Annotated in this window: 12 protein-coding genes and 4 pseudogenes; 5 read left to right on the top strand and 11 right to left on the bottom strand. The window is 32.4% G+C overall.

Annotated elements, in window-relative coordinates; translation table 11 throughout:
- Window positions 1-143: pseudogene (locus tag BAU27_RS00010) on the top strand (IS6 family transposase); the annotation flags it as partial.
- A gap of 696 nt (window positions 144-839) precedes the next feature.
- Window positions 840-2,957 (top strand): peptidoglycan D,D-transpeptidase FtsI family protein, encoded by a 2,118-nt coding sequence (locus BAU27_RS00015; RefSeq protein WP_071769785.1) that lies wholly within the window; start codon window positions 840-842, stop codon window positions 2,955-2,957.
- Window positions 2,958-3,035: 78 nt separating this feature from the next.
- On the opposite strand, the pseudogene BAU27_RS32680 reads toward BAU27_RS00015, so the two are convergent.
- From BAU27_RS32680 to BAU27_RS00040, 6 genes and pseudogenes are all read right to left on the bottom strand, one after another.
- A pseudogene (locus BAU27_RS32680) lies at window positions 3,036-3,119 on the bottom strand (IS6 family transposase); the annotation flags it as partial.
- Window positions 3,120-3,309: 190 nt separating this feature from the next.
- Entirely contained in the window at window positions 3,310-4,206 is an 897-nt protein-coding gene (locus BAU27_RS00020) for a DUF3994 domain-containing protein (RefSeq protein ID WP_071769786.1), read from the bottom strand.
- Window positions 4,207-4,226: 20 nt separating this feature from the next.
- Window positions 4,227-4,760 carry a DUF7018 domain-containing (lipo)protein gene (locus BAU27_RS00025; protein ID WP_071769787.1) on the bottom strand — a complete coding sequence of 178 codons (534 nt, stop codon included), beginning with the start codon at window positions 4,758-4,760 and terminating at the stop codon, window positions 4,227-4,229.
- Between the two features lie 20 nt (window positions 4,761-4,780).
- Window positions 4,781-5,728 carry a DUF7018 domain-containing (lipo)protein gene (locus BAU27_RS00030; RefSeq protein WP_071769788.1) on the bottom strand — a complete coding sequence of 316 codons (948 nt, stop codon included), beginning with the start codon at window positions 5,726-5,728 and terminating at the stop codon, window positions 4,781-4,783.
- Window positions 5,729-5,761: 33 nt separating this feature from the next.
- On the bottom strand, window positions 5,762-6,409 hold the full coding sequence (locus tag BAU27_RS00035; RefSeq protein ID WP_071769789.1) for a hypothetical protein: 648 nt from the start codon (window positions 6,407-6,409) through the stop codon (window positions 5,762-5,764).
- A gap of 507 nt (window positions 6,410-6,916) precedes the next feature.
- A complete protein-coding gene (locus BAU27_RS00040) occupies window positions 6,917-7,441 on the bottom strand; it encodes a P-loop nucleotide/nucleoside kinase family protein (RefSeq protein ID WP_071769790.1) in 525 nt (174 codons plus the stop codon).
- Window positions 7,442-7,542: 101 nt separating this feature from the next.
- Between BAU27_RS00040 and BAU27_RS00045 the strand changes: the two genes are divergently transcribed.
- Window positions 7,543-7,899 (top strand): FtsW/RodA/SpoVE family cell cycle protein, encoded by a 357-nt coding sequence (locus BAU27_RS00045; protein ID WP_302848826.1) that lies wholly within the window; start codon window positions 7,543-7,545, stop codon window positions 7,897-7,899.
- 352 nt (window positions 7,900-8,251) lie between these two features.
- On the opposite strand, the gene BAU27_RS00050 is transcribed toward BAU27_RS00045, so the two are convergent.
- Both BAU27_RS00050 and BAU27_RS00055 read right to left on the bottom strand, forming a co-directional pair.
- Entirely contained in the window at window positions 8,252-8,527 is a 276-nt protein-coding gene (locus tag BAU27_RS00050) for a hypothetical protein (RefSeq protein WP_071719813.1), read from the bottom strand.
- 196 nt (window positions 8,528-8,723) lie between these two features.
- Window positions 8,724-9,203, bottom strand: a pseudogene (locus BAU27_RS00055) (IS6 family transposase); the annotation flags it as partial.
- Window positions 9,204-9,413: 210 nt separating this feature from the next.
- Between BAU27_RS00055 and BAU27_RS00060 the strand changes: the two are divergent.
- Entirely contained in the window at window positions 9,414-9,941 is a 528-nt protein-coding gene (locus tag BAU27_RS00060; RefSeq protein WP_002161807.1) for a DUF4352 domain-containing protein, read from the top strand.
- Between the two features lie 155 nt (window positions 9,942-10,096).
- On the opposite strand, the gene BAU27_RS00065 is transcribed toward BAU27_RS00060, so the two are convergent.
- From BAU27_RS00065 to BAU27_RS31535, 3 genes are all read right to left on the bottom strand, one after another.
- Complete coding sequence (locus tag BAU27_RS00065; RefSeq protein ID WP_071769791.1) at window positions 10,097-10,285, bottom strand: hypothetical protein; 189 nt, start codon at window positions 10,283-10,285, stop codon at window positions 10,097-10,099.
- A gap of 265 nt (window positions 10,286-10,550) precedes the next feature.
- Window positions 10,551-10,895 carry a hypothetical protein gene (locus BAU27_RS00070; protein WP_071744305.1) on the bottom strand — a complete coding sequence of 115 codons (345 nt, stop codon included), beginning with the start codon at window positions 10,893-10,895 and terminating at the stop codon, window positions 10,551-10,553.
- Between the two features lie 302 nt (window positions 10,896-11,197).
- Window positions 11,198-11,350 carry a nucleotide-binding domain-containing protein gene (locus BAU27_RS31535; protein WP_165616026.1) on the bottom strand — a complete coding sequence of 51 codons (153 nt, stop codon included), beginning with the start codon at window positions 11,348-11,350 and terminating at the stop codon, window positions 11,198-11,200.
- Window positions 11,351-11,442: 92 nt separating this feature from the next.
- On the opposite strand from BAU27_RS31535, the pseudogene BAU27_RS30620 reads away from it, so the two are divergent.
- A pseudogene (locus BAU27_RS30620) lies at window positions 11,443-12,150 on the top strand (IS6 family transposase).
- The last annotated feature ends 139 nt before the right edge of the window (window positions 12,151-12,289 follow it).

Genomic DNA, 12,289 nt, shown 5'->3' on the forward strand with positions numbered 1-12,289 from the left:
TGAAGTCTTTTCGTACAGCTACATCCATTCTTTCAGGAATAGAAGCGATGCATATCATTAAAAAAGGCCAACTTATTTTACGGAACAAGTCTGTCCAAAATGAAATAAAGTTTATTCATCAACTATTCGGAATGGCTGCATAAGAATAGATTCCATTAGGAATCTATATACCTCTTTCGAATAAATGAAATCTTTGCACCAGAATCTTTAAATCCTTGTTAGGGGCAAGAATTTAAAGAAGAGTTTAGCTCAATTATGATTTTACATAAATTTCATATTATAGTAAATTGATATATTAATACTAAATATTGTAAATGTTCAGTAATTTAATTTTTATATTATTTATGCGCAAAGTCATAATTAGTGATTTTTAAAAAAGATACAAAATTTTAAAATCATACAACCCAGTGATATCAGTACGTGTGCATGATATCACTGGGTTTATATTTGGATATTTAACGGTGTGTTTTACAAATTATAAAAAGATGTAAACTTAGTTTTACTTTTTACATACGAAACGTCCTAAAAAGCGAACTAGCGTTTGTGAAAGTATACTTTTATAGATATATCAAGTGTTCTTTACGTCTTTGAATACGTAGTAATGAAAAATGAACCAAAAGGTGTACCTTTTGAAGTGATGAGATGTATTTTAGGAGTATTAAAGTTTCTTAAGTTGATTGCAGGTATAAGTGCTCTCTTTTTTTAAAAATATATATTAATAAAATCAGGTAATACTTTAGAAATTCTTTAAATTTATTTCACTTTACTTATTCATATATATTATTTAATATATTTTAAGTAAAAGTATTGGATTTAATATTATTTAAGCGGAGGTTTACATGAGCAAAGGAAAGCCCAATAAAACAAAGAAAGATAAAGTTACTTTTAGATTAAACGCACTGTTTTTTTGTGTGTTTTTACTATTTTCAACTATTATTCTTCAGTTAGGAAAAGTACAACTCGTTGATGGAGAATCTTATAAAAATATAGTTGAAAAACAAGAAAACGAAACCATTAGTGTCCCCGTTCCACGTGGACAGATTTTTGATCGAGAAGGTGAAAAGGTTGTTAACAATAACGCTATTCGTGTCATAACGTACACAAGAATGAAAGGTATACAATCCGATGATATTCTGAAAGTAGCTAAAGACCTTTCAAATATAATTGAAATATCCGAAGAAGATATAAATAAATTAACTGAAACAGATAGAAAAGATTTTTGGATGCAAATGAATAAAGAACAGGCCCAAAAAAAAATAACGAAACAAGACGAGGAAAAACTTAGAGCAAAAAATATTGAGGGAAAAGGGTTTGATAATAAAATAGAAAAATTGAGACGAGAACGTGTCACTGATGAAGAACTAAGTAAATTAACGCCAGAAGACCTAAAAGTATTAGCTATTAAAAGTAAAATGAGTTCAGGATATCAAATGACACCTCAAGTTATAAAAAAGAACGCAACCGAGAAAGAATACGCAATAATAAGTGAGAATTTAGAAAGATTCCCAGGGGTAGATGCAACAACAGACTGGGATCGTAATTATGTAAATGGGGATTTATTCCGTTCGGTATTAGGAAATATTACAAGTGCTGAAGAAGGGCTTCCAAAAGAAAATTTAGACTCTTATTTAGTGCGTGGTTACAATCGTAATGATCGCATTGGAAAAAGTTATATTGAACAACGATATGAAGACGTATTACATGGAGAAAAAGCTGAAGTTCGAAATATTACTGACAAAGAAAAAAATATTACTCAAACAGAAATGATTTCCAACGGGAAGAACGGAAAAAATTTAACATTAACAATCAATATGAAATTACAGAAGCAGGTTGAAGAGATTATTGAAAAGCGTTTAAAAGAGTTTAAAGGTTCAGAACCACTATTAGACCGAGCGTTTGTTGTAATGATGGATCCAAAAACAGGTCAACTTTTATCCATGGCTGGAAAAAAATTAGTGAAAAAAGATGGGAATATAAAAGTAGAGGATTATGCTTTAGGTACATTGACTAGCTCTTATGAGCTTGGATCTACCGTAAAAGGAGCTACACTTTTAACAGGATTTGAGACAGGTTCCATAACACCAGGAACATATTTTCATGATGCACCAATGCATTTTAAAGGAACAAAACCCAAAAAATCTTGGAAGGATTTTGGAAGTATTGATGACCTACGAGCGTTACAAGTTTCATCAAATGTTTACATGTTCAATACAGCTTTAAAAATTGCAGGCATAAATTATGTACCTAATAGATCATTAAATATTACAGCAGCTACATTTGATAAAATGAGATATTATTTTGGACAATTTGGTTTAGGTGTTCCAACAGGTATAGATTTACCAAATGAAGATATTGGACAAATGAGTAAAGAAAATTATCAGCCAGGTTTCTTACTAGATTTAGCTATTGGACAGTATGATACGTATTCACCATTGCAGTTAGCACAATACATTTCTACTATTGCAAATGGGGGATATCGAATGAAACCACAGATTGTGCAAGAAATTCGAGAGCATACAGTGAAAGAAGAAGAGATTGGAAAAGTTGTACAATCCATGGAGCCAGTTGTATTGAACCGTGTAGATATGAAAAAAGAATATATTGATCGAGTACAAGAAGGTTTCAGAAGAGTATTTCAAGAAGGTGATGGAACAGGTGTGCATTATTTCCAAAAAGCTTCTTATAAACCGGCTGGTAAAACAGGAACAGCACAAACAGTTTATGGAGGAGATGATCCTGTTGGTAGAGATGAACAAGGGAAAAGAATCCGTTGTTATAATTTAACTTTAGCAGGATATGCTCCATATGATAACCCGGAAGTCGCATTTTCTGTTGTTGTACCATGGGTATATGATGATAAAGGTGGAATTAATTCAATGATTGGTAGAGACATTTTAGATGCATACTTTGAATTAAAAAAGGATACAGGGGATAATACCCCTTCTCAAACAAACTAAATAAAGCGAATGAAGATAATAAAAAAATGCCCCCTACATTAAAGCTTAGTAGGCGGCATTTTTTATGAAATTATTAATAAGGAATGGAACAGCTGTGCGAAAGGATTTCAATCCTAACATCGTACGAACTCGCTTTTTAATAAATCGATGATCTTGTTCCACTTGAATAAATTTCGCTTTTCCATACTGATCACGCACCTTTTTTAGAGTAATAGTATCAGTATGTCCAAGATTTAGAGATTAATTGCAATTATCTTGAAGTTTTTGCACCAGAACCATGTAAACAGACTACCTTTTGTTAGATAGCCTGTTTACATTTCTTTGTCTTACCCCTTAGAACCTTTACAGTGACTTACTTAGGTTTTACCACGTCTATCTTGTTTCCGTCAGCATCCATCATAACTAAGGAATCCGATGTGAAATACATAACATCATAGTCTATAGACTCTTTCATTTCACTAGGGTCTACCTTCTTACCGTCTTTTACAAACTCGGTTATTGTCATATTGACTTGTTGCTTTTCTACGTTATAAGACCATTTACCTTGCATATGAGTATTCTCATAAGGTGTGTTGTTTACATCATCGTATATAATGTATGTACCATCTTCCTTAAAGTCTAATCCTTTCGTAAACTTACCATCTTTTGAACTACCCCACTCACCTAGTAACTCTTTACCGTCTTGGGATATTCCTACACTTTTATTTTGCATATCATTAACCTTTGACTTCATCTTTTCTGAATAAGCTTCTTTAAGAGGTGTATACCCTTCTTTTAAGTAGTCATTACCTTTTGACATTAACTCTTTCATCTTCTTAGTCGATTCTTTTGTAACTGAATTACTTTTTCCAAGTTTGATTTGTGTTTCAAATGCTTCCTTATAACAGTCTACTGCTTTTAAAATCGTTTTATGCTGTTCTTCAAATTCCTTAGGTTGTTCTACTTTATCGAAATCAGCAAGTGCTTCATTTACTTCATCTGCTTTTTTCAGTATTTCTTTGTTTAACGACTTTATGTCATTGCTTTTATCCTTTGTTTTTGCAGATAGTTCCGTCAGTTCAGCTATCTTTGTCTCTAATGTATTCTCTAATGCAAACATACGTGACAGATAGTCTGTTCCTTCTAGCTTATCCTTCTCTACTGCCTTTACTTCTACTTTATCTTTTGCTTTCGTTTCTACTTTATCCGTAGCACAACCTCCTAATAACATAATTGGAAGTGCTAATGTTACGAGTCTTTTTGCTTTCATTCCATATGCCCCTTTTACGACTATTGTGTTACTACTTTACTGTATTCTTTAGCCATTTTCTCAGATGTTTCTACCCATAAGTTACCTGCTTCTGTTATAATCTCCAAAGCTTTATTTGCATTTTTAGGGTCTGGGTGTTTTACATAGTCTATTTGGTGTTGAAAACCAGTACTATACATCTGCATAGCTTTATCAACGTCTTTATGCAACTCTTCGAATTCTTTTGGTACTTTTAACTCTCTAGCTTTCTCTGATAAGTCTATTGATTCTTCTGCTAGTTTTATATACTTATGCTTGTTATGAAATGCAAGGTTATCTCCGTTAACTAGATTATCCATCTCCGTTACCTTATCCTCCATCTCTAACGCTATGTCTGAAAGAGAATTAATGTAATCGTCTACTGAATAGTTACCTGTATCTGAAAGTTTAACTTTATCCACCTTACTTTCTTGTAGTGGTTTGCTTTCTGAGTTGATGTTTACTTTATCAGCGGAACAACCACTAAACAATAGTAAGAGTGGAAGAGTAACACCTAAAAGTCTCTTACTCTTCATTTCTCCTACCCCTTTTACGATTATTTACGTCTTTCTCCTGTTATTGTATTACCTTTATTGTCAGTCATTTTTAGAGAACCTGCTCGTAAGAACTCAAGTTTATACTCTACAAATGCATTTGTATTCTTTGCATCTATCTTCTGACCGTCTTTTACAAACTCAGTAGGTAACAATGTAACTTGTTTCTTGTCTGCATCGAATAACCATGTTCCTGTCATATGATTGTCTTCATAAGACGTTTTACCTGTATCATCATAAGCGGTAAAGGAATTATCTTCACGGAAGTCTAAGCCCTTATAGAACTCAGAACCTTTGTAACTACCCCACTCACCTAATAACTCCTTACCGTCTTTCGATACTTGTACACTAGAATCATCAGAGTTAGAATCGGAATTAGAAGTTGAAGGCTTATCGAATTGTACGCCTGTTTTCTTACCAAGTTCGTTTGCTTGGTTTAATTGAGCGTCTTGAAGTGGTGCATATCCTTTTTGCCAGTAATCATTACCTTCTTTGATTAATTCCATTGACTTTTTAGTCTTGTCTCGGTCTGCATCTGTAACTTTTCCTTTGCCGTTTATAATCTCAACTTGTAATGCATAAGCTTTACTATAGCAATCTACAGCTTTTAAGATCTCTTTATGTGAGTCTTCAAACTCTTTTGGCGGTTCTATTTTCTTAAACTTAGCAATGATTTTCTGTAACTCAGACTCTTCTTTTATTATCTCTTTCTTTAAAACCTTTTCATCTTTGTCTTTATCCATTGCTATCTCAGTTATAACCGTGATTTGATTCACTAACTCAGAAGATAACTTTGTCATACGTAGTGGATACTTCTCTTTTGACAACTTCTCCTTTGTCTCTTCTTTAGACTCTACTTTCTCTTTCGGCTTTGCTTCTGTTTTATCAGTTCCACAACCTACTAACAACATGAACGGTACTGCTAACGCTACAAGTTTCTTTGCTTTCATACATCATACCCCTATTTGAATGAATTTTGATTATTAGTTTGTTTTACTTGCAATACTCTTTGTTGCTTCTTCGAATAGCTTTGCACCGTGATTTGATTTTATAATTGATTCTTTCAGTTTACTTTCACTCTCTTCCTCTACTGCTTCTGAAAGGAGTTGGAATGCATCATAATATAAGTCCATTGATTCTTTTATCTTGTCATGCTCTGCTTTCAGTTCAGTTGGTGGTTCAAGATACTTTATTTTTCTTACATATGCTTGTGACCCACCTGTTACAAGTTGTATTTCACTCTTCTTTAAGCTTACTGATTTAATGTCTGATTTTGCTGAGTCTTCAATCAATCGTAGTGTTTCGTCTATTTTATTTGCATTGTCTAAAATATCTTGCTTGTATTTGTCAACTTCTGAACCAGTTACCTTACTAGAAGAGTTGGAAGAACTAGTAGAGTTAGAAGTACTTGACTTACTTGTCTCCTTATCTTCACCTTTCGCTACAGATAAGCTATCCTCTTTCTTGCTATCAGTTGACTTACTCTCTTTTTCAGAAGTCTTACTCTCTTTTTCTATCTTTTGCGTTTCTTCTTTCTTTGGTTCAGCTTTCTTACCATCAGTTTCAATTGTAATACAACCACTCAATAACATAACTGGTAACGCTAAACTTACTAATTTCTTTGCTTTCATGATTCCTAATACCCCTTTTTTTATAAAATTTAGTGCAAACAAGTTAATATACTTAACTAAGAAATTTTCCTCGAATAATTTCTTAGAAACTACTATCCATAGATTACCTGTATATTCATAATCTTTCCATATATCATTTTACAAAGAATTACAAATATGGTCAAAGGTATTTATGTAGTCTTTAAAGGGAAATTTATTAGATGAAAAGAAAAGTTTTATTTTTAAACCTTTTCTAATACGATCAATTGTTCATTTTCTAACGAACAAATATCCCCTTCTACTCAAAGGAGAGATTAACATGGGATATGGTGGTAGTTGCGGCTTTGCTTTATTAGGAGTCACTATACATGCCCATCAACTTAAGAAATTTTAATACCCCCAAGTACCAAAAATCTGTTTCTTTAAAATAAAGTTTTATCAATCATGTGCTAACAACCTTGAAAAAAATGAATATTTTGGAGTATATGTTGTTGAGTATTAGCACCCTTTACCTGAGTAAAGAGAATGTTATTCATGTATGTAATTTATAACTTCTCGAATGTAACTTTCTAAAGGCTGTTTAGTATCTACAACTAAACACTTATATTCAGGAGGTTTTTTACTATTCTTGATAGTATATTTAAAAGATTCTTCAGACTGTATCTCTTTAATTTGGCTTAGCATTCTATCACGGTTTTTTAATCTGTAATTTATTTCATTACTATCATCTAGGTAACATTCAATATATTTATATTTAACATTATATTTTTTTGATAAATCTGTTCCTTTTTCAACCATTTCTTCATACAAGCAAGGACTATCAAATATTACAGCCTGTCCCTCAGATAAGTGAAATTCAATTAAAGACCAATCAATATTGTATGAAATCTTACCAGCAAGCTTTACATCAATTGGAGCTTCCTCAATAGAAAGTAATAAAGCGGTTTTTACAATATCGTGGTCAATAATAACTGCTCCTGTTCTCTTAGCGATTTTTCGAGCAAGTGTTGACTTACCAGAGCCAGGGAAACCTGACATTTGAACAAAAAACATATAAAACACCCTCTCATGTATTCTCTTTTAACTATCCTTCACCCGTCAGTTTAGCTGAGTGAAAATTCCGAGTTTTTATTATAGGATTTTAACCAAACCTTATTACAAACAATCAATTTGACTTCATTTTTGCCACAATTGCCGAAGAAGGCGGTTTTATAGTTGCCACTTTTATAATATGCATATTCTTTTTACTGCTTTCCCGAATATTTATAATTGGTACTTCCGCAGATAATTTATTCGGCACCTTACTATGCGCAGGAATTGTAGGCGTTCTAATGTTACAATTTTTTCAAAATATCGGTATGATTGTGGGATTAATGCCTGTCAAAGGTATTGCACTTCCATTTTTATCATATGGCGGAAGCTCTTTATTTTCGAACATGCTAATGATGGGGCTTATTCTATCGACACGAAAAACATACAAAAAATATATGTTTTCAGTGAATCAGCACTAAATATCAAATTAAGAAGTACTTATACCTTAAACTATTCGTAGAATAACACGAGATGAATAAAAAAGGTTACAGAGCTATAATCAAGTATTGTCAATAGACAGAGGGAGGAGAATAATAAACATTCTTCTCCCTTTGTCTGTAATTAGGGTTTGCATTATCAATAAATATACGTTGTAAGGAATTGCTGGAATGAGTTTTAAGGTTACAAAGGGATAGCACGCATATTTTAACGTTTTTATACGCTAAGGGATTCTCAAAACTCCATAACACGAGTTGAATTGAGAATCAAATTACATCTAATTTGATTCATAACAGATTGGCGTCATAGACTCCCGAATAAAAACACAGGGTTTTATCTCTGTGTTTCTTCAAATTTTCGTTTTTGAATATATGCTTGAGCATGAATAATTTCTTCCTGAAGTTCTTTTAATTCTTTCATAGATTCTGATTCAATTGTCATGTAAGTAGTAACTAAACTAATCATCATATCCATCTTCTCTACTATATTTTGAATGACCTGTTCAGATTGCTCTTTTTTAGGGTGTTGTATTGCTTTTAATACATCTTCCATATAATTGTTCTTTCTTTGCTGGATATCATAAATAAACTGTTTTGTGTTTGAGTTCAGTTGTTTTTCCTCCGTTTTAGATATATTTCTATTCTATCATATTAAAATGGGAAATATTGGATTCCCTTAAATTTACACCAGTCTCATACATTTTCTCAATTATACAAACTAATCCCTTAACGTACAGGGAAATAATCGAAACGTGTCAATTTTGGGTTCTGGTGCAAAGATTGTATTTATTTGAAAGAGGTATATAGATGCCTACAGGCATCTTTTTCTCTGTCTTCAACTCTTCAATCGCTATAGGATAGGCCGGGTTTTTGTCCACTGTAATCACACGGGGCTTTGAAACATGAAAAGACTGCAAAGCTTTCTTGAAAAAACGCTTTGCAGCCCTATGATCTCTTGTTTTGCTTAAATAAAAATCAATTGTATTTCCTTTTGAATCAACAGCACGATATAGGTACATCCATTGACCTTTGACTTTCATATACGTCTCATCGACTCGCCAAGAATCATTGATTGATTTAAGATGACGTCGTACTCGCTTATCTAATTCAGGACCATATTGATGAACCGATCGCATGATAGTTGTATGAGCAAGTGATAACCCACGCCCTTCCATCATTTCGACTAAATTACGAAAACTGAGGTTGTACCGTAGGTACCATCTCACGGTTAATAAAATAATATCAGGTTGATAATGTTTCCACTGGAATAGATTTTGCTTTTCCATACCAATCACATCCTTTTTCAGAGTACTAGTATCAGTATGTCCAAGTCTAGGAGGTTACTTACAAGCGTTTTGGAGTGTTTGCACCAGAACCTCTGAGAGCATATGCTCTCTTTTTTTATTTATGTTCGACATAATCTGACAAAAAAATTGTAACCATATTTGTTATGATAGTTCAGGAATCATACATTTTACATAATTGGAGGAAACGAAATGTATAAGAAGATGGGGACACTCGTTATAACTGGAGCGCTTGCTATAAGTCTAGCGGGATGTAGTGATACAGAAGAAACTGCCAAAAAAGTATCAAATGATACAAAAACAGAACAAACAACTGAAAAGAAAGAAGAGAAAAAAAAATTTAAAGTTGGCGAAACAATTAAACTTGGAAATCACAAATTAACTGTTACAAATGTTGAAAAGTCTCCAGGTGGAGAATTCGATAAACCTAAAGAGGGTCATGAATTTTTAATCGCTAATGTAACTATAGAAAATGGCGGCGAAGAAGAAATACATTATAATGCTCACGATTTCAGTTTACAAAACAGTGAAGGAAATATTGTAGACCCAACGTTAACTATGATTAACCAAGATACTCAATTGAATTTTGGAAAACTTGCACAAAATGGGAAAATAACTGGAACTATTGCTTTCGAATCAAAACAAGGAGATCCTAAGCTTCAATTAATCTTCAAACCAATTTCCTTATCAGAAGAAGAAGTTCGAGTAAATCTTCAATAATAATACCTACAAAAAGAAAAGACACTCGAATTGAGTGTCTTCTTTTAAAATTTCACATACTATATCTGCTTAATGGGGTATCGCCACATACCCATCAAGCTAAGATTTTAAAGTACCCCCTAAATGGAAATTTTGTGTTTTTATAGCATCGAAGTTTATTTTTCTTTCTTCTTTTTAAATGCCAAAACATAAAAAAATATTGGGATTAAAAAATCTGCCAATAACTCTCCCATTCCATAAGGATCGATCTTAATATCTCCTCCTGCTAGATGCTTAATAGATGATATTGTAAACAAAATTGCTACAACTAATGCCCATTTACGTTGAATTAATTTATTATTCATTTTTCTTCACTTGCTTTCATAAAATATTTTTTTCATACAATACCCATTATGGTAGTAATACCTATATTAATTAGGGTTTATTTCGTATGCAAATTTTTAAATAATCTACACTGATCCCCTATAAATAAAAATTTTATTTTAAATAAAATCAATTTATGAATATAAGTAATTTAAATTATTAAAAGTAGTTAATATAAAAAATTCTGATTTTAAAAAGATCAGAGTTTTAAAATGATAGGTGATCCCTTATATAATAATAAAAAAATTATGATAATTGCGCACTAACAGTAATAGTAAGTCCAACACCTAAAACTAGAATAATCCAAGTCCAATACTTATTTCGAATGAAAAATAATGCAGAGTTATCTTTTATTTGAACTCTTTCTCCGGTTTTTTCATCAACAAGTGTTCGTACACTATCAGATATAAACTTTTTAGTGAAAAAATAATTACTCATCGCTATAAATATAGTACAAAATATTCCATTAAAAATAAATCCAGGGTTATGTACCGTGTCCACTTGCAACATACTACTAAATATTCCACTTATCAGACTCCCTAAAATTAATGCTAAGACTACTAACAGTCCTTTACCTCTCCAAATAATCATTACATAATGACTCCTTTCAATTTCTAAATAATGGGACATACATATTACATTATATTACTTTATGGAAAAGTTTCTTATCAACTATCACACTGGTATTGCAGAAAAAATTAAAGTTTATGACTTGAACAAAGGAAAGGAAATTGCTAAAGTGTTTGATTAATGTTGGTTTGAAATAAAGTTTGACCAAAAAGATGCTACAAATGTTGATTTTATAATAGAGGGAACCCACGCATTTTGAATAAAGATTGATCAAAATACGTGGGTTTTGTTTTTGAAGTGAAGAATTTTTATAAAAAGATTGATTAAAACGATTTTTGTAAAGTATTTTCGATTTGAATAGGAACATGAATACGGTCTCTCACTACTACTGTACCTTCGTAAACAATATGGCATTCTACTAAATGATCTCTATTAAAATCTGCTGATTCTATACATTTTTCTGTGCCCTTTTTTATGGTTCTGGTGCGAAAACTTCAAGATAATTGCAGGTAATCTCTAAATCTTGGACATACTGATACTATTACTCTAAAAAAGGTGCGTGATCAGTATGGAAAAGCGAAATTTATTCAAGTGGAAACATTATCATCATGATATTATTTTGCAAACAGTAAGATGGTACCTACGGTACAACTTGAGCTTTCGTGATTTGGTGGAAATGATGGCGGAGCGTGGCATAATCGTTGCTCATACAACGATTATGCGTTGGGTTCATCAGTATGGTCCTGAATTAGACAAAAGAATCCATCGTCATCTCAAGAAAACCAATGACTCGTGGAGAGTCGATGAAACATATATCAAAGTAAAAAGTCAATGAATGTACCTGTATCGTGCTGTCGATTCGAAAGGAAGTACCATCGATTTTTACCTAAGTAAAGCAAGAAACCACAAGTCTGCAAAGCGATTCTTCAAGAAAGCTTTGCAGTCTTTTCATATTTCTAAGCCTCGTGTCGTGACAGTAGATAAGAATCCAGCTTATCCTATAGCAGTTGAAGAATTGAGAAAAGAAAAAAAGATGCCATTGGGCATCCAACTAAGGCAAGTGAAATATCTCAATAACATAGTGGAACAAGATCATCGATTTATTAAAAAGCGAGTTCGTTCGATGTTAGGATTGAAATCCTTTCGCACAGCTACATCCATTATTTCTGGAATAGAAGCTATGCATATGGTAAAAAAAGGGCAACTTATTCTACTGGACAAGTCTGTCCAAAATCAAGTGAAGTTCATCCATCAACTATTTGGAATTGTTGCTTAAGACTAGATTCCACTAGGAAACTTTTCGCCTCTTTATATCTTTCCTAAGTATTTGCACCAGAACCCGTTTTATCGTTTTCTGACAGAAGACTCCTTCCTCAAAAATGTGAAGGTGTGAAACGCCAATTTTAGGTGGGAGA

It is taken from the genome of Bacillus sp. NH11B, assembly GCF_001884205.1.
Taxonomy (GTDB): Bacteria; Bacillota; Bacilli; order Bacillales; family Bacillaceae_G; genus Bacillus_A; species Bacillus_A proteolyticus.